Source organism: Niveibacterium umoris, from assembly GCF_014197015.1.
GTDB lineage: Bacteria > Pseudomonadota > Gammaproteobacteria > Burkholderiales > Rhodocyclaceae > Niveibacterium > Niveibacterium umoris.
This window is the reverse complement of record NZ_JACIET010000001.1, coordinates 1,636,603-1,662,176: the sequence shown is the minus strand read 5'-3', so window position 1 is coordinate 1,662,176 and position 25,574 is coordinate 1,636,603. Positions and strand designations below refer to the sequence as shown.

At 66.5% G+C, this 25,574-nt stretch carries 18 protein-coding genes; 16 read left to right on the top strand and 2 right to left on the bottom strand.

Features of this window, described 5'->3' with window-relative positions; genetic code table 11:
• Nucleotides 1–181 precede the first annotated feature (181 nt).
• The 14 genes from GGR36_RS07490 to GGR36_RS07425 all read left to right on the top strand — a co-directional run bounded on the left by GGR36_RS07490 (nt 182) and on the right by GGR36_RS07425 (nt 20,567).
• On the top strand, nt 182–1,801 hold the full coding sequence (locus GGR36_RS07490) for a methyl-accepting chemotaxis protein (RefSeq protein ID WP_183633696.1): 1,620 nt from the start codon (nt 182–184) through the stop codon (nt 1,799–1,801).
• Nucleotides 1,802–1,818: 17 nt separating this feature from the next.
• Nucleotides 1,819–2,463 (top strand): maleylacetoacetate isomerase, encoded by a 645-nt coding sequence (maiA, locus tag GGR36_RS07485; RefSeq protein ID WP_183634934.1) that lies wholly within the window; start codon nt 1,819–1,821, stop codon nt 2,461–2,463.
• 117 nt (nt 2,464–2,580) lie between these two features.
• Nucleotides 2,581–5,907 (top strand): PAS domain S-box protein, encoded by a 3,327-nt coding sequence (locus tag GGR36_RS07480; RefSeq protein WP_183633694.1) that lies wholly within the window; start codon nt 2,581–2,583, stop codon nt 5,905–5,907.
• Between the two features lie 104 nt (nt 5,908–6,011).
• The gene (locus GGR36_RS22090; RefSeq protein ID WP_183633692.1) at nt 6,012–6,992 is read left to right on the top strand and encodes a GlxA family transcriptional regulator; all 981 of its coding nucleotides are present in this window, start codon (nt 6,012–6,014) and stop codon (nt 6,990–6,992) included.
• Between the two features lie 128 nt (nt 6,993–7,120).
• Nucleotides 7,121–8,332 carry an aspartate aminotransferase family protein gene (locus GGR36_RS07470; protein WP_183633690.1) on the top strand — a complete coding sequence of 404 codons (1,212 nt, stop codon included), beginning with the start codon at nt 7,121–7,123 and terminating at the stop codon, nt 8,330–8,332.
• 7 nt (nt 8,333–8,339) lie between these two features.
• Nucleotides 8,340–9,365, top strand: a complete 1,026-nt coding sequence (locus GGR36_RS07465; RefSeq protein WP_183633687.1) for an arginine N-succinyltransferase — start codon at nt 8,340–8,342, stop codon at nt 9,363–9,365.
• Nucleotides 9,366–9,379: 14 nt separating this feature from the next.
• Nucleotides 9,380–10,399: an arginine N-succinyltransferase gene (gene astA / locus GGR36_RS07460; RefSeq protein ID WP_183633685.1), complete on the top strand. Its 1,020-nt coding sequence runs from the start codon at nt 9,380–9,382 to the stop codon at nt 10,397–10,399.
• A 19-nt stretch (nt 10,400–10,418) separates the two neighbouring features.
• Complete coding sequence (gene astD, locus GGR36_RS07455; RefSeq protein WP_183633683.1) at nt 10,419–11,888, top strand: succinylglutamate-semialdehyde dehydrogenase; 1,470 nt, start codon at nt 10,419–10,421, stop codon at nt 11,886–11,888.
• Nucleotides 11,889–12,011: 123 nt separating this feature from the next.
• Nucleotides 12,012–13,349 (top strand): N-succinylarginine dihydrolase, encoded by a 1,338-nt coding sequence (gene astB / locus GGR36_RS07450; RefSeq protein ID WP_183633681.1) that lies wholly within the window; start codon nt 12,012–12,014, stop codon nt 13,347–13,349.
• A gap of 1 nt (nt 13,350) precedes the next feature.
• On the top strand, nt 13,351–14,316 hold the full coding sequence (locus GGR36_RS07445; protein WP_183633679.1) for a succinylglutamate desuccinylase: 966 nt from the start codon (nt 13,351–13,353) through the stop codon (nt 14,314–14,316).
• Between the two features lie 69 nt (nt 14,317–14,385).
• Nucleotides 14,386–15,927, top strand: a complete 1,542-nt coding sequence (locus GGR36_RS21860; RefSeq protein ID WP_183633677.1) for a DUF3369 domain-containing protein — start codon at nt 14,386–14,388, stop codon at nt 15,925–15,927.
• Nucleotides 15,924–17,312, top strand: a complete 1,389-nt coding sequence (locus GGR36_RS07435; protein ID WP_183633675.1) for a sensor histidine kinase — start codon at nt 15,924–15,926, stop codon at nt 17,310–17,312. Before GGR36_RS21860 ends, GGR36_RS07435 begins: the two co-directional genes overlap by 4 nt.
• Before the next feature lie 47 nt (nt 17,313–17,359).
• The gene (locus GGR36_RS07430; RefSeq protein ID WP_183633674.1) at nt 17,360–19,069 is read left to right on the top strand and encodes an ATP-dependent nuclease; all 1,710 of its coding nucleotides are present in this window, start codon (nt 17,360–17,362) and stop codon (nt 19,067–19,069) included.
• Nucleotides 19,070–19,175: 106 nt separating this feature from the next.
• The gene (locus GGR36_RS07425) at nt 19,176–20,567 is read left to right on the top strand and encodes an MBL fold metallo-hydrolase RNA specificity domain-containing protein (RefSeq protein WP_183633672.1); all 1,392 of its coding nucleotides are present in this window, start codon (nt 19,176–19,178) and stop codon (nt 20,565–20,567) included.
• Nucleotides 20,568–20,595: 28 nt separating this feature from the next.
• Here GGR36_RS07425 and GGR36_RS07420 read toward each other — a convergent pair whose 3' ends face one another.
• Nucleotides 20,596–21,261, bottom strand: coding sequence for an oxidoreductase (locus GGR36_RS07420; RefSeq protein ID WP_183633670.1), 666 nt, complete (start codon nt 21,259–21,261; stop codon nt 20,596–20,598).
• Nucleotides 21,262–21,407: 146 nt separating this feature from the next.
• Between GGR36_RS07420 and feoB the strand changes: the two genes are divergently transcribed.
• Both feoB and GGR36_RS07410 read left to right on the top strand, forming a co-directional pair.
• Nucleotides 21,408–23,411, top strand: a complete 2,004-nt coding sequence (gene feoB / locus GGR36_RS07415; protein WP_183633668.1) for a ferrous iron transport protein B — start codon at nt 21,408–21,410, stop codon at nt 23,409–23,411.
• A gap of 4 nt (nt 23,412–23,415) precedes the next feature.
• Nucleotides 23,416–23,652, top strand: a complete 237-nt coding sequence (locus tag GGR36_RS07410; protein WP_183633666.1) for a FeoA family protein — start codon at nt 23,416–23,418, stop codon at nt 23,650–23,652.
• Nucleotides 23,653–23,659: 7 nt separating this feature from the next.
• Here the strand turns inward: GGR36_RS07410 and GGR36_RS07405 are convergent, their stop codons facing one another.
• Nucleotides 23,660–25,567 (bottom strand): NAD(P)-binding protein, encoded by a 1,908-nt coding sequence (locus tag GGR36_RS07405; protein ID WP_207064289.1) that lies wholly within the window; start codon nt 25,565–25,567, stop codon nt 23,660–23,662.
• Nucleotides 25,568–25,574: the final 7 nt, after the last annotated feature.

Genomic DNA, 25,574 nt, shown 5'->3' with positions numbered 1-25,574 from the left:
GGCGTCGTGATCCGCTCCGCTGGCCCCAGCCGCTTGGGCTATCGCAAGGCTTGCTTCGCTGTTGGGTGAAGTCTGCTCGCCTGCGTGCTATGAAACCCCTGTCTGCGGCTCAAGTATTCGTCCGTCCTGCCGCAAACCGTTTCAGTGCCCGAATTTCTTGCAGACCTTACCGGGGTTGATCATGAATCTGACGATTGCGCGCAGGCTTTGGTTGATGGTGGGGATCGCGGTGGCGGCCCTGCTGGTGGTGGGGCTGAACGGCGTCAGGGTGGCGTCGCAGTTGGGGACGGCGCTGGATGACGTTAACGACAATATCCTGCCCAGCTATGCGGTGCTGCAGGAAGCGACCAATCAGACACTCCGGCTTCGCGTTCGCGCGTTGCAGCACATCATCCTTACCGACGCGGCGAAGAAAACCGAGATGGAGGGCCGCATTGCAAAGTCACTTGAAGGCGCCGAGAAGCAGTTGAAAGACTACGAGAAGCTTGTGGTCGACGAAACTGACAAGAAGATGCTGGCCGATGATGTCGCGGCATTCGGCGACTACAAGGCCTATCTGTCCGAGGTGTTGAAGCTCTCCAATGCCGGAGATACCGCCGGTGCCACCGCACTGGCGACGACGCGCGGTTCGGAAACCGGCAACAAACTCGTCGATCTTCTAGGCAAACACGTCGAGTACAACAACAAGCTGGCGGCCACGGCGCACGAAAGCGCTCAGGCGATGCAGAAGCAAGGTCTTGCGCTGGCCTGGACCCTGAGCCTGGGCTGCAGTGCGGCGCTGGCGATCCTCGGCTTTGTGCTGGTGCAGCGCATCAGCAAGTCGCTGAACGCCGTTGAGCACACGGTCACCCGCATCGACAATGAACTGGATTTCACGCTGCGGGTGCCGGTCAGCGGGCAGGACGAAGTGGCGCGGACGGCCGCAGCGGTGAATCGCCTGCTTGAAAAGCTCCAGGCGAGCCTGGGGTCGATCGCCCAGGCCACGCGCTCGGTAGCAAGTTCGGCGAGTGAGATGGCGACGACCTCAGACCAGGTTGCAACTGCTGCGGCGGCGGAGAGCGAATCGGCGGCCAGCATGGCAGCGGCCGTCGAGCAACTGACCGTCAGCATCAACCATGTCGGCGAGCGCTCGATGGACGCGAGCGCGCACTCGAGCGAGTCCGGCAGGCTTGCCGCGGACGGCGTCAAGATCATCGCGCAGACGGTGGGCGACATCGACGAGATCGCGCGGCGGGTGGGCGAGGCGTCGGACCGCATCACCACGCTGGAATCGCAGAGCCAGGATATTTCCAAGGTGGTTCAGGTGATCAAGGAAGTGGCCGACCAGACCAACCTGCTCGCGCTGAACGCAGCGATCGAGGCGGCGCGGGCCGGCGAGCAGGGCCGTGGTTTCGCGGTGGTGGCCGACGAAGTGCGCAAGCTGGCCGAACGCACCGCAACGTCGACGCAGGTAATCACCCGCACCATCGACGCGATGCGGCAAAGCGCGCGCGAGGCCTCGGGCAGCATGGGCGGGGCGGTGGAAACAGTGAATGCCAGCGTCGAGCGCGCGCGCGATGCCAGTAACGCGATCCAGCAGATTGGCGCCTCCAGCGGGCAGGCGGTGGCAATGGTGCAGGAAATCTCGAGCGCGATCCGCGAGCAAAGCACCGCCAGCACCAGCATTGCGCAGTCGGTCGAACGGGTAGCCCAGATGGCCGACGAGAGTGCGGCGGCGGCGGCAGGCAGCGCCGATACCGCACGCGAACTCGACAGGATTGCCCGCGACATGCAGCAGACCGTTTCCCGTTACCGGGTCTGATGGCGAAAGGCGCGCATCTGAAGCTCTACACCTACTTTCGTTCGTCGGCCGCCTATCGCGTCCGCATTGCGCTGAACCTCAAGGGCCTCACGCCCGAGATGGTGCCGGTGCATCTGGTGCGCGGCGGCGGCGAGCAGCGGCAGCCGGCTTTCCTTGCGCTGAACCCGCAGGGGCTGGTGCCTGCGCTGGAGGACGAAGGCCATGTCCTGACCCAGTCGCTCGCGATCATCGAGTACCTCGATGAAACCCACCCCGTGCCGCCCTTGCTGCCGGGCGATCCGGCGGGGCGTGCGCGGGTGCGCGCGATCGCGCAGAGCATCGCCTGCGAAATCCACCCGCTCAACAACCTGCGGGTGCTCGGCTACCTCACCGGCACGCTGGGCGTGACCGATGCGCAGAAGCACGCCTGGTGTCGCCACTGGGTGCAGACCGGCTTTGCTGCCCTTGAAGCCCGACTGGCAACTGACCCGGCCACCGGGCGTTATTGCCATGGCGAGGCCCCCACGCTGGCCGACTGCCTGCTGGTGCCACAACTCTTCAACGCACGGCGCTTCGAGGTCGATCTGGCGCCGTACCCGACGCTCTGCCGCATCGAGGCAGCGTGCCTCGCGCTGGATGCCTTCGTCGCCGCCGCGCCCGAGCGCCAGGCGGACGCCGCATAAGCCGCACGCCAAGGCCCTGTGCAACCGGCGGCACACAGTCGGGCGCCTTGCTCAAGCGGGCGCCGGCGCGACCGTTAATGCAGGAATGCGCACCGGGCGCGGGGGAGAGGAGGGGTGATGAGCAAAGCGGGGCAACGCGCGCTGCCTGTTCTGCTTGCACTGATCGGGTTGCTGGCACTGGCAATGCTCTGGTCTGCGTTGACCCACCAGCAGGAACTACAGACCCAGCGTGCACTGGACTCCGAAGTGAGCAGCCTTGCCCGCGCCGCCGAGACGGTGATGGAAGAGCGCATGCGCTCGCTCGGGCGCATGGGCATCCGCTGGGAAGCCGGGGGTGGCACGCCAGAACCCTTGTGGCGGCGCGACGCGCGCAGCTTCGTCGCCGACCTGCCGGGCACGACTGCGGTGGAATGGGCCGACGCCGAGGGCTTCATTCGCTGGATCGAGCCCCTGGCGGGCAATGAAAAGGTCCTGGGCCTAAACCTCAATCGCAACGGGGTGCGGCGCCAGCGGCTCGATGCCGCACAACGTACCGGCCGCCCGACCGCGACACCGGTCTTCGATCTGGCCCAGGGCGGGCGGGGTTTTCTGGTCTTCGTTCCGGTGCAGCGCAATGGCCGGCCCGACGGCACGCTGGTGACCGTCTTCCGCATCGAAGCGTTTGCGCCGATGCTCTTCCCCAAGTCGGCGCGTGAAGAGCTGGGTCTGGAACTGAGCGAAGCGGGCCGGCCGATCGCGAGTGTCGGGCAGCATCTGCCGTTTTCACAGGTCGCGGCACGTTCACGCGCGCCGATTCACTTCGCTGGCGGCGACTGGCAGGTCGAAGCACAGGCCCGCCCGGGCTACGGTGCAGCCGCGCTGGTGGTGACGCGTTCCCTGGTGGCGGCTGGTGGCCTCATCGTCTTGGGCCTGTTAATCGCGCTGTGCAGCCTGATGCTGACGGTGCAGAACAAGAATCGGGCGTTGGCGGCGGCGAACCTCGAACTTGAGGCGGGTATCGAGGATCAGCGCCGGGTGCGTGCAGAACTGGAATTCCGTCAGTTCGCGCTCGATCAGGCGGCGATTGTCGCGATCACCGATGCGGCGGGGCGCATCACCGATGTGAACGAGCGTTTCGTGCAGATCAGCGGCTATGGGCGCGATGAATTGATCGGCGCCGATCACCGCATCCTCAATTCCGGTTACCACGCGCCGGAGTTCTTCGCGGCGATGTGGGCGACGATTTCGTCCGGGCGGGTCTGGCGCGGGACGATCCGCAACAAGGCGAAGAACGGCGCTTTCTATTGGGTCGACTCGACGATCACGCCACGCTGCGGGCCCGACGGGCGCCCGGTCAGCTACATGGCGATCCGTATCGAGGTGACGCTGCACAAGCAGGTCGAGGAAGCGCTGCGCAGTACCAGTGCGCTGCAGCGTGCGATTCTCGACAACGCGGCGATGGCCATCATCGCAACCGACGCCGATGGCCTGGTGACCCACTTCAACCCGGCGGCCGAACGCCTGCTGGGGTATGCCGCGGAAGAGGTGGTTGCACGCGCGACACCGGCGATCTGGCACTTGCCAGAGGAAGTGGCTGCGCGCGCTGCGAGCTTGTCGGCGAGCCTGGGCGAAACGGTGGAACCGGGCTTCGAGACCTTCGTGGCGCGGGCGCGTCGCGGCCTGCGCGAAGAATCGGAATGGACCTATGTACGCCGCGATGGCAGCCAGGTGCCGGTGCTGCTCGGGGTCAGCGCGCTGCGCAGCCGCGGCGGTGCGATTACCGGATGGCTTGGCGTGGCGCTGGACATGACCCAGCGTCGCGAAGCCGAAGCGGCGATTCGTCGTGCCAACGCGCTCATGGCTTCTGCGGGCCGCATCGCACGATTGGGCTCCTGGGAAATCGAGCTGGCGAGCGGACAGGGCGCGTATTCGGACATCACCTACGAGATCTTCGGCATGCAAGCGGGCACCGAAATCCCGCTCGATCGCGCCTTGCAGATGTATCACGATGGTGATCGGGCAAAGGTGGTCGCGGCCATCGAGCGCGCCGTCTCGCACGGCGAGCCTTGGGAACTGGAAGTCATCCTGATCCGTGGCGACGGGAGCGAGCGCTGGGTGCGGGCGCGCGGCGAACCGGTATTCGAAGGCGGCAAGGTGACGCGGCTGCGTGGCGTGTTGCAGGATATCGATGGCGAGATGCGCTCGCAGATTGCGCTGCGTGATCGCCAGGCCATGCTCAGCGCGATCATCGAGAACGTGCCGGGCGGGGTGTCGTTGATCGACTCGAACCTCGATCTGGTCGCCTGTAATAGCTTGTTCAAACGCGTGCTGGCGCTGCCCGAGACGCTGTTCGAACACAGCATGCCGACGCTGGAGCAGATCTTCCGCTTCAATGCCCTGCGCGGCGACTACGGGCCCGGCGACGTCGATGCCCTGGTCAGCGATCGCCTCGCGCTGACCCGCAAGATGCTGCCGCACCGCTTCGAGCGGGTGCGGCCGGACGGCACCGTGCTGGAGATTTCCGGCACGCCGCTGCCATCCGGCGGATTCGTCACCTTCTATCTCGACATTACCGAGCGTCGCCAGCAGGAAGAAGAGCTGCGCAGGCACCGCGACCATCTGCGCGACCTGGTCGCCGAGCAGACCGCAGACCTCACGCAGGCCAAGCTGGCGGCCGAACAGGCCAGCGCGGCCAAGTCGGAATTCCTGGCCAACATCTCGCACGAACTGCGAACACCGATGCACGCGATCCTCTCGTTCGCCCGCCTTGGCCGGGACCGGGTGAAGACCGCCGACACGGAAAAGCTGAAGAACTATTTCGAGCGGATCTCGACCTCCGGCGACCGTTTGATGCTGCTGATCAATGATCTGCTCGACCTCTCCAAGCTCGAAGCCGGGCGCATGACGCTCGACTGCATGTTCGTCGATCTGGCGGGGGTCGCGCGCGAGGTGATCCACGATCTGGAGCCGCTGTCGCAGGCAAAGCAGCTTGGTGTGGAGTTGCGCGCGGGCGCGGGCGACCTTGTGGCCGAGGTCGATGCGCTGCGTATCACGCAAGTCTTGCGCAACCTGCTGGCCAATGCGATCAAGTTCACCCCGGCCGGGCGCAAGGTGACGGTGGTGATCGAGGCAGAGGACGGCGCGCGAAACGAATTGGGTGTTCCGGCGGTCGAAGTGCGAGTCGAGGATGAAGGCGTCGGAATTCCGGAGCAAGAACTTGATGCGGTGTTCGAGAAATTCGTGCAGAGCAGCACAACCCGGACCGGCGCAGGCGGCACCGGACTCGGGCTGGCGATCTGTCGCGAGATCGTCGTCGCCCATCGCGGTTGCATCCGGGCCTACAACCGCCTTCATGGCGGCGCAGTGTTCGAAATGCTGTTGCCGCGCAACGCAGCGGGGCAGGTCGGCGAAGCGGCGGCCGATGCCCCGGTGGCAGGCGAATCATTGCTTTCCCGCTCCGGCTGATTGCGCGAGCTGGCGGTGACGGGCCACACGAACAGGCGCCTGTTCGGTGTAATCGTCTAAACTCGCGCGCTTCCAGCCGGCATGGCTGACTACCCAGAGTGTTCATGTTGCGTGTCGGACTTCTTCTCCTGCCGGGTTTTGCCGTCGCCGAGCCTGCGCTGGCGAGAAGCCTTCTTGCCGACTGTGATCAGGCAGGGGCCGCGCCTGTGGCGCCGGTGACGCTGTGTCTGGGCGATGCGGTGCTGCCCCGCGAGGGGGGGGACCTGGTGCGCGGCGATCTGTCGCTTGGCGACGCCCCGCCCTTTGATCTGCTCATCGTGTTCGGCGGCGAGGCAACCGGACGCACCGGCGACGGCCCGCGCGGGCCGCTGGTGCAGGCGCTGACGGCGGCCGCCGAGGTCATGGTGGTCGGCGGCGCGCATTACGGACTCGCCCGTCATGGTCTGCTCGGCGGTCTCACGCTCGCACTGCCCTGGCATGCGGCGCAACGTTACCTCGCGCAGAACCCCGACCACCGCTACACCGACCGCATCTTCGTGCGCACCGGCAAGTGGTGGAGCGTTTCCGGCGGGGTCGCCGTCGTCGATGCGCTGCTGGCGTGGCTGGCGGTGCGCAACGGCACCGAGGCGGCGAATGCCCTTGCGGCACGCTGGATGCTGCCGCGCGGCCGCGCCAGCGAAGAGCGCCAGCCGGTGCCGCTGGGCGCGGGCGCGGGGCCGGCGGTCGACCCGAAGGTGGCGCGCACCGTGGCGCTGATGGAGGCAAACCTCGAAGAGCCGCTCACCACCGACCAGATTGCGGAACGCATCGGCGTCTCGCGCCGGCAACTTGAACGACTCTTCAAGCGCTACCTGGAGGCGGTTCCGTCGCAGTACTACCTTGAACTGCGGCTGCAGCGGGCGCGCCAGTTGTTGCGTGCCACCAAGCAGTCGATCGTGCAGATCGGACTCGCCTGCGGTTTTGCCTCCGGCCCGCACTTTTCCAGCGCCTACCGCAACCGCTTCGGCATGACCCCGCGGGAAGATCGCCTCAAGGGCGATACCGATGCTGCCCAGACAGGTGTCGCTGAGCGTGGTGACGAGTAGTCGCTGGCGGTAGCGGCGCCCACGCTGATTGCGCCCTCGGGCCAAACAAAACGCTGTCGCGTTCTTGTAAGGCGCCTGTTGCGGCGCTTCCTACAATCCCCCCAACGATTCATGTGCAAGGACAGATGATGAGTGCCTCGTTTTCGCGTGCTGATTTCGACCGTGTGATGGTGCCCAACTATGCGCCGCAGGCCTTCGTGCCGGTGCGTGGTGAAGGCTCCCGCGTGTGGGATCAGGATGGCCGTGACTACATCGATTTCGGCGGCGGCATCGCCGTGACCAGCCTCGGCCACTGCCACCCGCGCCTGGTGGCGGCGCTGACCGAGCAGGCCGGCAAGCTGTGGCACCTGTCCAATGTTTACACCAACGAACCGGCGCTGCGTCTCGGCGACCGCCTCGTGCGCCGCACCTTTGCCGATCGTGTGTTTTTCGCCAATTCGGGCGCCGAGGCGAACGAGGCCGCACTCAAGCTTGCGCGCAAGGTAGCGATCGATCGTTTCGGACCGGAGAAGATCGACATCATCGCCTTCAACGGTTCCTTCCACGGCCGCACCTTCTTCACCGTGTCGTGTGGCGGGCAGGCGAAGTATTCGTCGGGCTTCGGGCCGAATCCGGCTGGCATCATCCACGTCGATTTCAATGATCTTGAGGCGGTGCGCCGCGTCATCTCGAAGAACACCTGCGCGGTGATCGTCGAGCCGATCATCGGCGAGGGCGGCATCATTCCGGCGACGCCGGAGTTCCTGCAGGGCCTGCGCGAACTCACGCGCGAGAACGACGCACTGCTGATCTTCGACGAAGTGCAGTCCGGTGTGGGCCGCACGGGCAAGCTGTATGCCTACGAACTGTATGGCATTGAACCGGACATCCTGACCACCGCGAAGGGTATCGGCGGCGGCTTCCCGATCGGCGCGATGCTCACCAAGGATGCGTGGGCGAAGCATTTCCAGGTCGGCACGCATGGCACCACGTACGGTGGAAATCCGCTCGCCTGTGCCGTGGCCGACGCGGTGCTGGAACTGGTTGATACGCCGGAAGTGCTCGACGGTGTTACTGCAAAGGCGGATCGCATCGCCAAGCGGCTCGAAGCCATCGGCGAGCGTTGTGGTGCGTTTGCTGAAGTGCGCTACCGCGGCCTGTGGTTCGGCTGGCAACTGAAGCCGGAGTACGCCGGCCGTGCGAAAGACGTGCTGGCCGCGGCGACCCGCGAGGGCGTCATGGTCCTCATGGCGGGTCCGGACATCGTGCGCATGGCGCCGTCGCTGGTCATTTCCGACGCCGAGATCGACGAGGGCCTGGCGCGCCTTGAACGCGCGGTGAATGCCGCGTTCGCCAACTGAGGCCCGCATGGACCGACTCGTTCTGCGGCCTGCCGCGTATTCCGATCTGCCCGCAGTGGAGCGCATCGCCGGCGCCAGCCCGGTCGGTGTGACATCGCTGCCGCGCAGCCGCGACAAGCTGTTCGACAAGATCGCCTCGTCGCAGGCCTCGCTGGCCGCAGACGTGTCGGGTTGCGGCGAGGAGAGCTACTTCTTCGTGCTCGAACGCGAACAGGACCGCGAAGTTGTGGGTACCTCGGCCATCGTCGCGTCGGCCGGGTTCTCGGAACCTTTCTACAACTACCGCAACGAAACCCTGACGCACGCCAGTCGCGAACTGGGCATCCACCACCGGGTGCATGTGCTGACGCTGTGTCACGACCTCACTGGCGCGACGCTGCTGACTTCGTTTGTGCTCGATCCGGCCTACAAGCAGGGCGACACCCCGGATCTGCTGTCTCGCGCGCGCATGCTTTTCATCGCGGCGCACCGCCAGCGTTTTGCCGATCATGTCGTGTCCGAAATGCTCGGGCTTTGCGAAGACGATGGCCACGCGCCGTTCTGGGATTCGGTCGGGCGCCACTTCTTCGGCATCGACTATCCGCTCGCGGAGTTCTACTGCGGTGTGAAGGGGCGCTCCTTTATCGCCGAACTGCTGCCGCAGCACCCGATCTATGTGCCGCTGCTGCCCCGCGAAGCGCAAGAGGCAATCGGCCAGATTCATCCGTTCTCGCGCCTGCCGTGCGAGATCCTGCTGCGCGAGGGTTTCGAGACCGAGCGCTACGTCGATATCTTCGATGCGGGTGCCGTGGTGCAGGCGCGTACCGAGGAAATCCGTACCATCGCGACGCATTCGCGTGCCACCGTGGTTGCGCATCCGCCGGGGGCCGACGGCGGTCAGTACCTCGTGGGCAACCTCGACCTGCCCGGCTTCCGCGCCATCCTGACGGAAGCGGCTTTCGACTCCGAACGTGGCGAGGTCTGGCTGTCGGAACCCGACATGCAGTCGCTGCGCGTTGGCGCCGGCGACAGCGTGATCCTGGCGCCGCTCTGAGAAGAACACCTACCATGCGACTCCGCCCCATAGCCTATGGTGACCACGCTGCGCTGATCGATCTGGCGCGCGGCGCGGGCATCGGCGTTACCACGCTGCAGCCGAACGAGGAACGTCTCGGCCGCCGCATCGAGATCTCGGTCGACTCGTTCAGCGCCCGCCTTGAAAAGGCCCAGGCCAACTACCTGTTCGTGCTGGAAGACACCCGCTCCGGCCACCTCGTCGGCACCAGCGGCGTCGCGGCGGCCGTCGGGCTGGACGAACCCTGGTACAACTACCGGGTGGGCACAGCGGTCTATTGCTCGCGTGAAATCGGCGTCTATCGCCAGTTGCAGACGCTCTTTCTGACCAACGACCTGACCGGCGCGTCCGAGCTGTGCTCGCTCTTCCTGCACCCGGAACACCGGCGCGGCGGCAACGGTGGCCTGTTGTCGAAAGCGCGCTTCCTGTACCTCGCTGAGTTCCCCGAGCGTTTCGCGGCGAAGGTCATTGCCGAGCTGCGTGGCGTGTCGGACGAGCAGGGGCGCTCTCCCTTCTGGGATAGCCTGGGCCGCCACTTCTTCCGCATGGATTTTTCGCAGGCGGACTACCTCTCGGGCATCGGCAACAAGAGTTTCATCGCCGAGCTGATGCCGCAGCACCCGGTCTACACCGCGTTCCTGTCCGAACAAGCACGCAAGGTGATCGGCGAGGTGCATGAGTCCACCCGGCCGGCACGGGCGATGCTGGAAGCCGAAGGTTTTGCCTACCAGGGTTACGTCGATATTTTCGATGCCGGGCCCGCAGTGGAGTCCTCTGTCGCCGGCATCCGTGCCGTGCGCGACAGCGTGGTCTGCGAAGCCGCCTCCGGCGCGTCGACCGGTGGCGCATTGCACCTCGTTTCGAACCGGCGCGAGCAGGAGTTCCGCGTAGTGCTGGCGCGGGGTGCGCTCGACGACAGCGGCCGTTTCGCGCTGGACGACGAAAGCCTCGCCGCGCTTGAACTGGATGCGGGCGAGAGCATCCGCATCGTGCCGCTTCAACCGGCACGCTGAGACAGGACGGAGACACCGCATGGCGGATCATCTGATCGGCGATCAATGGGCGACCGGCGCGGGCGCGCCGCTTGAAAGCCGCAACCCGGTCACGCGCGAGATCGTGTGGCGCGGCCGCGCCGCCGACGCTTCCCAGGTGGATGCCGCAATCGCAGCGGCGCGCACGGCATTCGCTGCGTGGCGCGACCTTGGCGTCGATGCGCGCATCGCCATCGTGCGTCGTTTCGGTGAAGCGCTCACCGCCAACGCGGCGGAACTGGCTGACCTGATCGGTCGCGAAACCGGCAAGCCGCGCTGGGAAGCGGCGACCGAAGTGCAGACCATGGTCGGCAAGATCGAGATTTCGCTGCGCGCTTACCAGGAACGCACCGGCAGCCGCGAAAGCGAAACCGCTGGCACGCGTGCGGTGTTGCGTCACCGCCCGCACGGTGTGGTGGCGGTGTTCGGCCCCTACAACTTCCCTGGCCATCTGCCCAACGGCCACATCGTGCCGGCGCTGATTGCCGGCAACACGGTCGTCTTCAAGCCCTCGGAACTCGCGCCGGCGGTGGCTGAGCGTACGGTCGAGCTGTGGGAATCCGCGGGACTGCCTGCTGGGGTGCTCAACCTGCTGCAAGGCGGGCGCGAAACCGGCGTCGCGCTGGCGGCGCACCCGCAGCTCGACGGCCTGTTCTTCACCGGCAGCCACGCGACCGGCGAGTTGCTTCACCGCCAGTTTGCCGGCCAGCCGGAAAAGATCCTCGCGCTGGAGATGGGTGGCAACAACCCGCTCGTCGTGCAGGATGTTGCCGACATCGACGCTGCCATTTTCACGATCGTGCAGTCGGCTTTCATTTCGGCCGGCCAGCGCTGCACCTGTGCGCGCCGCCTGCTGGTGCCCGCGGGCGAGTGGGGCGATGCGCTGCTGGCGCGGCTGGTGCGTGTGGCGGCGGCGCTGCGCGTGGGCGCATGGGATGAGTCGCCGGCCCCGTTCATGGGCGCGGTAATTTCACCGGCGGCCGCCGAGCGCCTGCTCGCCGCGCAATCTGCCCTGATCGGCAAGGGCGCGGTGCCGCTGCTCGAAATGCGCAGCCTGCAGAGCGGAAGCGGGCTCTTGTCTGCCGGCATCCTCGATGTCACCCCGGTGCCGGACTTGCCCGACGAAGAGCACTTCGGCCCCTTGCTGATGGTGCAGCGCTACCAGGGTTTCGACGAGGCGATGCGCCTTGCCAATGCGACCCGCTTCGGTCTCGCGGCCGGGCTGCTGTCGGATGACGCGGCCTTGTTCGAGCGTTTCTGGCGCGATGCGCGCGCCGGCATCGTGAACTGGAACAAGCCGCTGACCGGCGCGTCGAGCGCTGCGCCCTTCGGTGGTGTCGGGCATTCCGGCAATCACAGGCCGAGCGCCTACTACGCCGCGGATTACTGCGCCTACCCGGTGGCCGGCATGGAAGCCGCGCACCCCGAACTGCCGGCGCAACTGCCGCCGGGGCTGGACCTGCACGCCTGAGCCTGACGTTGCGCTGACCGGCGCAAGGGCGCCGGCGGCCGTCTGGCTGCAGTGCAACCGCAAGATATTTCTCGTCTGCGCGCCGCAGCTGCGGCGACGCTGCAACTCACCCGAGCATCCGCTATGACTGCATTCGAAGCGAACTTCGATGGCCTCGTCGGGCCGACCCACAACTACGGCGGCCTGTCCTTTGGCAATGTCGCCTCGCAGAACAACATCGGCGACCTGTCGAACCCGCGCGAGGCGGCCCTGCAAGGGCTGGCCAAGATGAAGGCGCTGGCCGATCGCGGCTTCCGGCAAGGCGTGTTGCCGCCGCACGAGCGCCCCGACATCGCCATGCTGCGGCGCCTCGGCTATACCGGCAGTGACGCGCAGGTGCTGAGAATGGTTGCGGATACGACACCCGCGCTGCTGCCGCAGGTCAGCTCGGCGTCGTGCATGTGGACCGCCAATGCGGCGACCGTGAGCCCGTCGGCCGATACCGCCGATGGCCGCACACACTTCACGCCGGCCAATCTGAACAACAAGTTCCATCGTTCGATCGAGCATCCGACCACCGGGCGCATCCTTGGCGCAATCTTCTCGGACCCCGCGCATTTCGCGCACCATCCGGCACTGCCGGACTGTGCGCAGTTCGGTGACGAGGGCGCGGCCAACCACACCCGCCTGTGTGGCGATTACGGTGCGCCAGGCGTTGAATTGTTCGTCTATGGCCGCGCTGCCTTTGCCAGCGAACCGGCGCCGAAACGCTATCCGGCGCGGCAGACCCGTGAGGCTTGCGAGGCCATCGCGCACCTGCACGGACTTGCGCCAGAGCGCACGGTGATCGCGCTGCAGAATCCCGAGGTGATTGACGCCGGCGTGTTCCACAACGACGTCATCGCCGTAGGCAACCGCGACGTGCTGTTCTTCCATGAGCTTGCCTTCCACGACAAGGCGCGCCTGCTCGCCGACGTGCAGCGCGGACTTGGCGACACCGCGCTGCGCGCGGTCGAAGTCCCGGCCGCCGAAGTCAGCGTCGCCGACGCGGTATCGACCTACCTGTTCAACAGTCAGCTGCTGGCGCGTGCGGATGGCCGGATGCTGCTGGTGGTGCCGGAAGAGTGCCGCCGCAACCCGCGCGTGTGGGCCTACCTCGAAGCCCTGCTGGCCAGCGGTGGCCCGATCGCGGAAGTCGCCGTGTTCGATCTCAAGCAGTCGATGAAGAACGGCGGCGGACCTGCCTGCCTGCGATTGCGTGTTGTGCTCAATGAGGCCGAGGCGGCGGCGGTTACGCCGGGCGTGTGGATGAACGACGCCTTGTACGCACGCCTGACCGACTGGGTCGGCAGGCATTACCGCGACCGGCTTAGCGTGGCCGATCTTGCGGACGTGCGCCTGCTCGACGAATGCCGCACGGCGCTCGACGAGCTGACGCAGATCCTCGGCATTGGGTCGGTCTACCCCTTCCAGCTGGTCTGACATGGGTCTACTCAGCGCCCTGCTGGCCGGCGACGAAGCCGACCTGCCGCCGTCGCTGCCCTGCGGCGCAACGGTAGAGAAGCTGGCTGCGGGCGTCTGGATGATCGCGCCGGCGCAGTTGGGCGGGCGGCCGTTGGTGATTTCGGCCGGCATTCACGGTGACGAGACCGCGCCGGTCGAGGTGCTGTGCGAACTGGCGGATGCATTGGTGCGCGGCGAACTGTGCGTGCGGGTGCCGCTGCTGCTGGCGTTCGGCAATCTCGCAGCGCTGCGCGCCGGGCGCCGCTATCTCGACGACGACCTCAACCGGCTGTTTGCGGGTGCCACGGGCGCGCCCGGTTCGCGCGAACGACCGCGCGCACAGGCATTGCTCGCCGCCCGCGCGGCTTTCGCGGATCGCTTTGGGGCGGCCCTGCATCTCGACCTGCACAGCGCGATCCGGGCTTCGATCTACGAGTGCTTCGCGGTGGCGCCCAGCCGCGGCGCTTGTCTGACCCCCGAGCTGCATGCCCTGCTTGCCGCCTGCGGTATCGAGGCGGTGATGCTGGCGGGCGATGCCGCGCCAACCTTCAGCGCGCTGAGCGTGCGCGCGCACGGGGGGGAGGCATTCACCTTCGAGCTTGGTCGGGTGCGCAAGCTGGGCGAGGGCGCAGCCACGGAATTCGAAGCCACCGCTGCGTGCTTGCGTGCGCTGGTCAGCGCGGCGCCGCTGCCGCCGGCTCGCGCGACGCCGATCACGTTCCGGGTCAGCCGCGAAATCATCAAGGCCAGCGATGCGTTCCGGCTGAACCTGCCGCCGGACGCCCCGAACTTCACCGGATTCGCGCCCGGTGCGCTCATCGCCGAGGATGGCGATGCCCGCTGGATGGCCGGTGCCGGCGAGCGGATTGTCTTTCCCAACCCCGGCGTGAAGCCGGGGCTGCGGGCAGGTGTGCTGGTTGTTGCCGATAGCGCTTCAGACAGCTGAGTCCGTGCCGTAATAGCAGGGAGCCGGCTACCCGGGAAGGGGAAAGCCGGCGCGACTGGAGCACGGACGATGGAATTCCTGTTTGCCGATGATGATCCGGTGATGCCGGACAAAGCTGCGGCGAGCCGCAACGCGCCCACCTGGAAGATGCTGGTGGTGGATGACGACCCCGAGGTGGTCGCAGTCACCCGTCTTGCGCTCAGCGGATTCGAGTTTCTTGGCCGCAAGGTCGAGATCCTGTCGGCGCACAGCGGCATCGAGGGGCGCGAGATCTTCAATCGCGAGCCAGAGATTGCGGTCGCGCTGATCGACGTGGTGATGGAGTCCGAGGATGCTGGCCTGAAGCTGGTCGAGTACATCCGGGTGCAGTGCGCCAACCATACGACGCGGGTCTATCTGCGCACCGGCCAGCCCGGGCACGCCCCGGTCGATCGGGTGATCCGTGAATACGACATCGACGACTACAAGGAAAAGACCGAGCTCACCGCGCAGAAACTGCGAACGCTGCTCTACTCGGGGCTGCGGGCGTACCGCGACATCACCACCATATCCCGTCAGCGCGACGGTATGCGCAGGGTGATCCTCGCGACCTCCGACATCCTGCGCACCGGCTCGCTGCGCGAGTTCGCCTCGGCCGTGCTGGGCCAACTGACCGACCTGCTCGGGCTCAACGATTCCGCCATCTATTGCTTGGTATTGCCGGCCAGCGACAAGTCGCCGCGCGCCGCACGTACGCTGGCGGCCAGCGGATCCCTGGTGGAGTTTGCCGATCAGGGCGATCTGGAAAGCCTCCCGCCGGCGATTTCGGCACGTTTCAAGGAGGCTCTGCAGCGGCGCGAGAGCCTGCACGGCGAGCACGACTACGTGCTCTACCACCGCAACCACAGCGGGCAGGAAAACCTGCTGTATGTCGAGTTGAAGACCGAAATCGGCGTTCACGAGCGTGAACTGCTCGAGCTTTACGCCATCAACGTCTCGCTGACCTTCGAAAACCTGACGGTACTCGAAGAACTGCAAGCGGCGCAGGGCGAGGTGGTCAGCCTGCTCGGCGATGCCGTCGAACAGCGCCGAGCGCCGTCGGCTGCGCATGTCGAGCGGGTGGCGCGGATCAGCCACGCCCTGGCGCTCAGCATCGGGCTGGACGAGCGTGCCGCTCGCATGATCCTGCATGCGGCCCCGCTGCACGACGTGGGCAAGATCGCGATCGACGATGCAATCCTGCTCAAGCCCGGGACGCTGGATCCTGAGGAATGGGCGGCGATGAAGACCCATGCCGTGGTGGGCGCCGAACTGCTCGCACGCTCCGATCGCGAAGTGATGCAGATCGCCGCGCAGATCGCGCGCTCGCACCACGAGCATTGGGATGGTTCGGGCTACCCGGCCGGCCTCGCCGGCGAGGCGATCCCGCTGGTCGGGCGCATCGTCGCCCTCGCGGATGCCTTCGATTCGCTGAGTACTGCCAGGCCCTACCGCACGCGCTGGCCGGACGAAGAAATCCGCAGCTACCTTGAAGCGCAATCGGGCAAGCGTTTCGATCCGCGACTGGTCGCTGCGCTGCTGGGTGACTTCGGGCGCTTCGTGGCGATTCGCGAACGTTTCCCCGACGCATGAGCGCCGATCCCGATCGGCTCGACGCATTGTTGCTGCGCGTCTCGCGCTCTGCCGCGATTGACGGCGGGCGGCTTGACGAGGTCTATGACCTGGTGCTTGAGGCGGCGTCCGAGGGCCTTGCCGTGCAGCGGGTGAGCATCTGGATGCTCGGGGAGCGGCGCGCCGAAATCTGCTGCATGGCGCTGCTCGATCGCACCGCCGGTTCGATCCTGCACGAACCGGTGACGCTGACGCGCGAGACCTACCCGCAGTACTTCGCGGCCCTCGACAGCGAGCGCGCCTTGCTCGCGGACGATGCGCGCGGCGATCCGCGGACCGCGGAGTTCCGCGACGCTTACCTTGACCCCAAGGGCATCCGCTCGATGCTGGATGTACCGATCCGCCATCGTGGCGAGATGGTCGGCATCGTGTGCTGTGAACACGTCGGCGCGATGCGAGCATGGCAGCCGGATGAAGGGCGCCTCGTTGCTGCGCTGGCCGACGTGATCGGCCGCGCGATGACGGCGCACGCCCTGCAGCGATCGGAGCGCGCCCTGCGCGAGCTCAATCAATCGCTCGAACGGCGTGTCGCCGACCGCACGCGCGAGCTGCACGAAGCGATGGATCTGCTGACGCATACCCGCGATACCTTGCTGGAACGGGAAAAGCTGGCTGCGCTTGGCGGGCTGGTGGCTGGCATCGCGCATGAGGTCAATACACCGCTTGGCGTGGCGGTCACCGCCAGCTCGACGCTGCGCGAACGGCTTGCGGAAATGCGCACCGACTTCGCCAATGGTCGCCTCACCCGCGCCAGCTTTGCAGCCTTTTCCGAACAGGCAGAGGATGCGCTCACCTTGCTGGCATCCAACCTCGATCGGGCCAACCGACTGATCCGCGATTTCAAGCGTACTGCGGTGGATCAGGTCGCCGGCGTTCGCGATCGTTTCGTTCTCGCCGAAGTGCTCGAATCCCTTGTGACCAGCCTGCGGCCCGAAACCAAGCGCGTACCGGTGACGCCGCGTGTCGAGTGCGACGCGTCGCTGGTCATCGACGGATACGCGGGCGTGATCGCCCAGATCGTCGCCAACCTGATCGTCAATAGTTGCCGCCATGCCTTTGCGGCCCATGCCGAGCCGTCGATCCAGATTGTGGTGACGGGCGACGGCGACCGCGTGCGGCTTGAATACGCCGACAACGGACATGGCATCGCGCCGGAACTGCAGACGCGGGTCTTCGAACCTTTCTTCACCACGCGCCGTAACGATGGTGGCACCGGTCTCGGGCTCAACATCGTGCACAATCTGGTGGTCGGCAAGCTGGGTGGCGAAATCAGTCTCGAATCAAGGCCCGGCGAAGGCGTTCGTTTTGAAATCGAGTTTCCGCGGGTGATGCCGGCCGTCGTCTGACCTGAAGGCCGGGCGCCGCCGTTGCGCGGCTCAGGGAGTGCGGGCCCATGTGGCTGAGCGAGATCCGGATCGAGAACTTTCGCGTCATCGAACGGGTGCAGATAGGCCTTGATGCGACGACGGTGCTGATCGGCGAAAACGACGTCGGCAAGACTGCCGTGCTCGACGCGCTTGCCGCGGTGCTCGGGCCGTGGCCATCCGGGGCTCCGGAGTTTTCAGCGTCGGATGTGCATCAGCCGGCCCCGCACACGGGCGCGCGGGCGCTCGGCATTGCGATCGATCTGCACTTCACCGAGCGCGAAGCCTGCGAATGGGATCAAGCATCCTTCGAATTGCCGCGTGCAGCAGCGGGTTGGGTTGCCCGTGGGCGGCGCGGTTTCACGCTGGGCCTGCGGGTGAACGCTACAAATCTGCGGTCGCGCTGGATCACGCGCACGCCGCAAGGTGCCGAACACCCGGCAGCCCCCGAACTGATTGCCGTGGTGCGCCGCTTTTGCCCGCTGATCCAGGCGCGCAGCAGTCGCATGCTTGGCGTCGGTGCCGCTTTGGCGGTCCGCGAAAACGGCGCAAGCGAACTCGATCGTCTGTCGCAGGCCGTGGCGCGCTACTGGGAGTCGCTCGACGCCGGCGTTTCCGGCAGCGCAGAGCATGACTTGAACGCTGGCTACCTGGCTGCGCGCGAACTGCTCAGGCGCAGCATTCCGGGCCTTGGTGTGGAGCAGGGGCCGTCGCGCGAGCACCTCGCCGAGGTGCTGGGCGATCTGCCCGCAACGCCTGGCCCGAGCCATGCACTGCCGTTGTCCGGCACCGCCTCGCGCAAGATCGCGATGCTGCTGATCGCGGCGGCGCTGGTGCGCGACGGCAGCGGCACCTTCGCGCCGGAATCGCGCCCGCTGCTGCTCATCGAAGACCCGGAGGCCCATCTGCACCCGATGACGCTGTCGGCGTTGTGGAGCCTGCTCGAACCGATCAACCTGCAGAAACTCGTGACCACGCAGTCGGGTGATCTGCTCGCGGCCGCGCCGCTGGCGGCCCTGCGACGCCTGGTTCGACATGGTGGCGCGGTGGGCGCGTTCCAGGTCGATACGCAGAAATTCAAGCCCGAGGAATTGCGCAAGTTTGCCTACCACCTGCGCATCCGCAACGGGGTTGCCAGCTTTGCGCGCTGCTGGTTGCTGGTGGAAGGCGAGACCGAGTTCTGGGTGCTGTCAGAACTGGCGCGGGTGCTGGGGTATGACTTTGCGCAGGAGGGGGTGACCTGTGTCGAGTTTGCGCAATGCGGGCTCGGGCCGCTGATCAAGATGGCGCAGGCCTTGAAGATCCAGTGGCATGTGCTGGCCGACGGCGATCGCGCCGGCCAGGCCTACGCCGAGACCGCGCGTCGACACGCGGTCGCCGAGCCGATCGCCGAACGCCTGAGCCTGCTGCGCGAAAAGGACATCGAGCATTGCTTCTGGGCGCACGGATTCGAGTCGGTTTATCGCGAGGCCGCGGGCCTGGTCACGAGCAGCCCGGGCACGCCCCATCGGGTGATCGATCGTGCGATCGGGCGCCGATCCAAACCGGGGCTGGCGTTTTCAATCATCGCATCGGTGCAGGATCGCGGACCGTCGAGCATCCCGCAAACCCTGGTCGCGGTCATCGAGACCTGCGTGCGCCTGGCGCGCGAAGCGCCGGGCCGTGCGCTTGCGCCGCCGCAGCCGGAAGCGTCGGCGCGCCATGCTCGCTCACCAAGGCACCCTCACCACCACCGCTGAGCGGGCCGTCGTCGCGCGCGTCCCGCTTGAGCGATGCGGCCGGCGGGCGGACAATGGTTTGTGGAACGCAGGGCTCATTGCCTGTGCGACCAGGCGGGGGGCGGCAATGATCAGCGTGCGATTCTGTGGCGCGGTGGGCGAGGTGACCGGCTCGGGCTACTGGGTCGATACCGGCGAGGCCAGGGTGCTTGTGGACTTCGGCATGTTCCAGGGGGGACGGGACAGCGAGGGCCGCAACCGGGTGATCGAACCGGTCGAACCCCGACGGCTGGTCGGCACCGTGCTGACCCATGCCCACATCGACCATTCCGGCCGCCTGCCGCTGCTTGCGGCGCACGGCGCGCGGGCCCCGATCTTTGCGACCCCGGCGACGCTGGAACTGGCCGAAGTCTTGCTGCTCGATTCCGCCCGCATTGCCGAAGAGGACACCGCGCGCACCAATCGCCGCCTGCGCCGTGCCGGACGCCGTGATCTGAGCCCGCTCTACACCGTCGACGATGTCGAAGCACTGGTGCGCCGCTTTGTGCCGCTGCCTTATGGCGAATGGCGCGACATTGCGCCCGGTGTGGCAGTGCGTCTGCACGACGCAGGGCACATTCTTGGTTCGTCGAGCGTCGAAATGCGTATCCAGCGTACCGACGCCGAACCGCTCGGGGTGGTGTTCTCCGGCGACCTCGGGGCGCGTGACGCACCTATCCTGTGCGATCCACAGACGCCACCCCAGGCGGACGTGGTCTTCCTCGAATCGACTTACGGCGACCGTAGTCGTCCACCGCGGGCGGACGCGTTGGCGGCCTTCCATGCCTTGCTGCGCCGTGCGGTATCGGAACACCGCCGGATGATTGTGCCGGCCTTCGCCGTGGGGCGCTCGCAGGTCCTGCTGTATGAGCTGGCGCATGCCTTCCGCGAGGGCATCGTCGCACCGTTCCCGGTTTTTCTCGATAGTCCGATGGCGTCTCGCGCCAGCGCCATTTACGCGCGGCACCGCGAATTGCAGGACGCCGAAGCGCGCCGCCTTGGACACGGCGGGCAGGTACCAGACACCCTGCGCATCGTGGAAAGCGCAGCCGAGTCGCGCTTGCTCAACGATTCGGATGCGTTCTGCATGATCATGAGCGCAGCCGGTATGTGCGAAGGCGGGCGGGTGTTGCATCACCTGCGTCACAACCTCTGGCGCAAGGACGTGCTGGTGATCCTGCCCGGCTACATGGCGCCCGGCACCTTGGGGCGGCAACTCGCCGAAGGCGCGCGCGAGGTCGAGATTTTCGGCGAGACGATCGCGGTGCGCGCCGAGGTGGTACAGCTCGAAGGCTTCTCCGCCCATGCCGATCGCGAAGGCCTGCTCGACTGGCTGGCGCCACTTGCGCCGGCCAAACCGCGGGTGGTGCTTACCCATGGTGAGGACGTCGCACGTGCCGCGCTGGCTTCGGCGCTTCATGCGCGATTCGGGCTGACTGCCGAAACGCCGGTCGCCGGTGCAGAACTGATGCTCGACTGATTGCGCCCGGCCTCGGCCAAACGCCGGATCAGGCGCCGATTTGCGCGATTGCCTCGGATTCGACCGGGCCCGGCACCGCGCCTGTGCCCAGCGCGCAACGCAGCATCGCGCGGGCGACGGTTTCTGCACGTATCGGCCGATAACGCCGCAGGCTACCCCACATCAGCGGTGACACGAACCGCCCGAGTGCGAGGCCAAGGCGTTCGCCCGGCCGCGATTCGGCTCTCTCACCGTCGAGCAGGGAAGGGCGGAAGCACCAAAGCTCCGCCAGCCCTAGTTTGGCGATGTCATGTTCGGTCTCACCCTTGACCCGGTTGTAGAAGACCGACGCCGCCGGGTGGGCGCCAAGCGCGGAAATCAGCAGGAAGCGCTTTGCGCCGCGGGCGACCGCCAGGCGCGCCAGCGCCACCGGGTAGTCATGGTCGACGATGCGGAAAGCGGCTTGCGACCCCGCGACGCGGATCGTCGTGCCAAGACAGCAGTACACGTCGTCGATCGGCAGCGCCAGTGCTGTCTCGTCGAGCCGCGCGAAATCGACGACGCGCTCTTCCAGCTTGGGATGTGACAGTCCCGAGGCGCGGCGCACCAGCGCGATCACGCGGGCATAGTCATTGCATGCAAGCAGTGCATCGAGCAAGTGGCGGCCGACCAGGCCGGTGCTGCCTGCGATCACTGCGGTTCGGGTGGCGGGCATCGATTTGTCCAGCTGACGTAAGGGATTGACGCAAAACAATCGCGCAGGGGAAAAGCGCGATATATAATTGATAACGATTCGCGTTGGCGTTACCGGATTTCGGTGCCGCCGGGAACGTTTCGGATCAACGACCGCGGGTAGCCTACATGACACACAGCCACAGCAACACAGCCGCTCTCGATGCCAGGCAGGCGCTTGCCGCCGACGGCAAGGCGCCCGGGGTATTCGCACTGGTCGGGAATCCGAACGTCGGCAAGTCGGTGGTGTTCCATCGCCTCACCGGCACCTATGTGAACGTCTCGAATTACCCCGGCACCACGGTAGATGTGTCGCGCGCGGCAGCCCGTTTCGAGCGCGGCGCCGAAGTGCTGGATACGCCTGGCGTACTGGCGCTGCCTTCCCGTTCGGACGACGAACACGCCACGATGCGCGCGCTGTTGCACGAAAACCTGCGCGCGCTGGTGCAGGTGGGCGATGCGAAGAATCTGCGACGCACACTCGCGCTCTCGCTGGTATTTGCCGACCTGGGCATTCCCTGGGTGTTGGCGCTGAACATGGCCGACGAAGCGCGCGCGCACGGCGTTGGCATCGACCTGCCGGGGCTTGCGAAGGCGATCGGCGCACCGGTGATCGAGACGGTCGCGACCAGCGGTGAAGGCCTGCAGCGTATCCCCGAAGCGATCAAGCATGCGCACAAGGAGCATGGCGGCGAACAGCGCTTTCACTATCCCGATGCGATTGAAGCGGTGGTGCGCGACACGGTGGACTGGATCGCAGCCCGCTTGCCCAATACCTCGCTTGCGCCGCGCGGGCTCGCCGTGCTGTTCCTGGGCCGCGACGCCGAAGTCGAACGCTGGCTTTCCGCCCGTCTCGGGGCCGACGCCAATCAGCTCGTCGCGATCCGCGAAGCCGCCGAGGCCGCGAGCGCCGAACCCTTGTCGACCGGCCTCGCGCAAGCGCGCGCCGCCGGCGCCGACCGCCTCGCCAGCGCCTACCTGCGCAAGGAAGTGCCGAAGGCCAAACTGCTCTCGACCCGCATCGGGCGGCTCGCGGTGCACCGCATCTGGGGACTTCCGATCCTGCTGGCGGTGCTTTTCGTCGTGTATGAATTCGTCGGCGTCTTCGGGGCGGGTTACCTGGTCGGATTGACCGAGAAGGATCTCTTCGGCGACATCCTCAACCCGGCGGTCGAGGGCTTCGTACGCGGCCATCTGCCAGTCACATGGCTGGCCGATCTGTTCGTGGGTCAATACGGTTTGTGGACGATGGGGATGACCTATGCGCTTGCGCTGATCCTGCCTATCGTCACCACCTTCTTCATCGCCTTCGGCATTCTTGAAGACTCTGGCTACTTCTCGCGCCTGTCGGTGCTGGCGAATCGCGCCTTCTCGCTGATCGGCCTGAACGGTCGCGCGGTGTTGCCGATGGTGCTGGGCCTCGGTTGCGTGACGATGGCGACGCTCACCACCCGCATCCTTCACACGCGCCGCGAAAGGGTCATTTCGACCTTCCTGCTGGCGCTTGCGATTCCCTGCTCGGCGCAGTTGGGCGTGGTGATGGGCATGCTCTCGCGGATCTCGTTTTCCGCCACGCTGATCTGGCTCAGCTCCGTCCTTCTGATCCTGATGGTCTCCGGCTGGCTCGCCGCCAAGCTGATTCCGGGGCGCCGCATACCGCTGGTGACCGAGATGCCGCCGATGCGCCTGCCGGTGATGGGCAACGTGGTCAAGAAGACCGCCGGCCGCCTCAAGTGGTATCTGGTCGAAGTGATCCCGCTGTTTCTCTTTGGCACGCTGCTGATGTTCGTGCTCGATCAGCTCGGCGTGCTGCCATGGATCATCGCCAAGGGCGAGCCGCTGGTCACCGGCTGGCTGGGTCTGCCGAAAGAGGCGAGCGCGGCGTTCGTGATGGGCTTCCTGCGCCGCGATTTCGGTGCCACTGGCCTCTTCGCGCTCGGCAGCCAGCTCTCGCCGATGCAGACAGTGGTCGGCATGATCACGATCACCCTGTTCGTGCCCTGCATCGCCAGCGTGATGATCGTGATCAAGGAGCAGGGCGCCAAGGTTGCCTCGGCAATGCTGGGTCTGATCATGCCGACGGCCTTCCTGGTCGGCGGCCTTTTCCACTTCATCCTCAAACTGATCTGGTAAGCCGATGAGCCCGAACGAAATGCGCCTTGCCGATGCAGTGCCCGGCGACACCGTCCGTTTCCGCGGATTCGATGCAACGCTCGAAACGATGCTGCAGGATCAGTTTCTCGCCTACGGCATTGCCATCGGACAGCAGCTCAAGGTGCTGCAGCAGCGCCCGCTGACGATGATCCTGTGCGATCACACCGAACTGGCGGTGGAGACGGTGGTCGCGCAGGCGATGGTGGTCGCGCCGGTCTGAGCTGGCTCTAGGATGGGCCCGGGGAGGTATTCCAGCGCGCCAGCCGTGCCTGCGGCAGCAGTTCGCTGACTGCGCGGGTCGCCTGATCGATTGCCGAATGCACGTAGGCGAAAGCGCCGGCATCCGAATTGGCAATCGCGATGCGCCCCCAGCCCATGCGGGCGGTATGGATCGGCAGGGGACCATCCGGCCAGTAGGCATCCCAGGGTCGCATGTATTCATAGGCATAGCCGTGCGCCCAGCGGTTCACGGTGATGCCGTGGATATCCCGCTCGTGCTCGAATCCGAATGGGCCCAGCGCACCCTGCAGCAGGGCACGGATCTCGTGCTCGATCTCGTTGAATCCAAGTCGCTCCAGCCGGGCCCGACCCGCCTCGCATTGCGCGCGTTCGCTCGCGCCGCCGCCTTCGACCATCACCCGCGCGAGATGCACCAGCACCGGGTCCGACGGCAGGCTGGCGAAGCGGTAGCGATCGGTGCTCACCGGGAAGTCCAGACTCGCCTCGTCCCAGAAGCCGCCCGGGTTGCTGATCGCCGAAAACCCGCCGCGCGCGAAGGCCTCCCAGTTGCGCAGCAGCACATTGGCGTACAGCAACGGCACCTTGACCTGGTCGCGCAGCGCGCTCACCTGCGCTGCGGGCAGTTCATCGGTCAGATGCGGGATCACGCGGCTCCAACAGGCCAGCACGACTTGCCCCGCACTGACGGTGTATTCGTCGCCCTCGCGGCTGCGACATGTCACGGCCACGGCCTTCGCCGCCGCCGGGTCGCCGATATGCCTGACGCTTACCGCCGACGTGCGCAAGCGCAGTCGAACGTCAGCGCCCACGCGATCCAGGCGCGCGTAGTCGCAGCGGGCGCCCACAAGCGATTCCATGCCGTGACCGGGTAGGGCCGACGGAACAAGCGCGCGGACAAGGGCGCGCGCGACGCCGGCGTTGCCATCCGGAAAGTGATAGATGTACGGATCGCTGCCCTTGAAAGCCTGCCGCCCGCTCGGACTCAGTTCGGGCGGCATCTCATCACCCAGATCCATCCCGCCAAAGCCCGGCAGCCCGCCGGCCCAAGCGTCGAGCGCGGTGGTGGCGTCGGTGCCGACACCAAAGTAGCCGCGGGTGCGGTTGGCGAAGTAGCGTGTGAGCGCCCGGTCGTAGCCGCAGATCGCGGCCAGGAAATCGTCGTAGCTGGTGCGTGCGAGCCGCGCGCGCTTTTCTTCGCGACTCAGTCCGGCAAGGTAGTCGCGCGGCGCGTCGATGAGTTCGCGCAGGTCTTCGCGGGCCTTGGCTGGCAGTGGTGTGGCGTCGACCCAGTCAGCCGCCTTGCTGCCCTCGTGGCGCACCAGCAGTTGCTCGCGACCCCAGTGTGCGGCGTTGAACAGGATCGCGTGACCAGTCAGCCCGCGTCGCGCAGCCCAGTCCTTGTCGTACCAATGCTCGAACTGCGCCAGATCGACGCCCACATCCTTCAGGAGCTGATGTGCAGCGGGCGACCATTGGCTCGGGCTGTCGAGCGATTGCGAGCCGCCATAGCCGATCAGCAATCGCCCGTCCGGCGTGGTGAATTCATTGCGTTTGGCGTGGCCGCCGAAGTCGTCGAGCGGGTCGACGATCAGCATGCGTACGCGCCGGCCCGCCTGCTGCCGGTACAGGAAGGCGGCCGCCAGGCCGCTGATGCCGGCGCCTACGACGACGAGGTCGTAATGCTCGCGCGGTGTTCCTGGCGCGCCGTGTTGGCCGTCGCGCAGGGCATGCAGCGGCGCGCGGGCGGCGTCGGTCTGACCCTGCAGGCCTGTTGCTGCAGGTGGATACGCCAGCGATGCCTCGGCTGCCGTGCTTGGCAGACCGGCGGCACCCGCCATTGCAGCGCCACTCGCGCGCAGCACGCCGTTGAGGAAATCGCGTCGGGTGATGCTCACGAGAGCC

Bases quoted from the DNA above. Each gene is read 5' to 3' on its own strand.
- GGR36_RS07445 (WP_183633679.1), top strand. From the start codon at position 13,351: ATGGGTCTACTCAGCGCCCTGCTGGCCGGCGACGAAGCCGACCTGCCG.
- GGR36_RS07470 (WP_183633690.1), top strand. From the start codon at position 7,121: ATGAGTGCCTCGTTTTCGCGTGCTGATTTCGACCGTGTGATGGTGCCC.
- astB (WP_183633681.1), top strand. From the start codon at position 12,012: ATGACTGCATTCGAAGCGAACTTCGATGGCCTCGTCGGGCCGACCCAC.
- GGR36_RS07420 (WP_183633670.1), bottom strand. From the start codon at position 21,261: ATGCCCGCCACCCGAACCGCAGTGATCGCAGGCAGCACCGGCCTGGTC.
- feoB (WP_183633668.1), top strand. From the start codon at position 21,408: ATGACACACAGCCACAGCAACACAGCCGCTCTCGATGCCAGGCAGGCG.
- GGR36_RS07410 (WP_183633666.1), top strand. From the start codon at position 23,416: ATGAGCCCGAACGAAATGCGCCTTGCCGATGCAGTGCCCGGCGACACC.
- GGR36_RS07465 (WP_183633687.1), top strand. From the start codon at position 8,340: ATGGACCGACTCGTTCTGCGGCCTGCCGCGTATTCCGATCTGCCCGCA.
- GGR36_RS07430 (WP_183633674.1), top strand. From the start codon at position 17,360: ATGTGGCTGAGCGAGATCCGGATCGAGAACTTTCGCGTCATCGAACGG.
- GGR36_RS07435 (WP_183633675.1), top strand. From the start codon at position 15,924: ATGAGCGCCGATCCCGATCGGCTCGACGCATTGTTGCTGCGCGTCTCG.
- GGR36_RS21860 (WP_183633677.1), top strand. From the start codon at position 14,386: ATGGAATTCCTGTTTGCCGATGATGATCCGGTGATGCCGGACAAAGCT.
- GGR36_RS22090 (WP_183633692.1), top strand. From the start codon at position 6,012: ATGTTGCGTGTCGGACTTCTTCTCCTGCCGGGTTTTGCCGTCGCCGAG.
- astA (WP_183633685.1), top strand. From the start codon at position 9,380: ATGCGACTCCGCCCCATAGCCTATGGTGACCACGCTGCGCTGATCGAT.
- GGR36_RS07425 (WP_183633672.1), top strand. From the start codon at position 19,176: ATGATCAGCGTGCGATTCTGTGGCGCGGTGGGCGAGGTGACCGGCTCG.
- astD (WP_183633683.1), top strand. From the start codon at position 10,419: ATGGCGGATCATCTGATCGGCGATCAATGGGCGACCGGCGCGGGCGCG.
- GGR36_RS07490 (WP_183633696.1), top strand. From the start codon at position 182: ATGAATCTGACGATTGCGCGCAGGCTTTGGTTGATGGTGGGGATCGCG.
- GGR36_RS07480 (WP_183633694.1), top strand. From the start codon at position 2,581: ATGAGCAAAGCGGGGCAACGCGCGCTGCCTGTTCTGCTTGCACTGATC.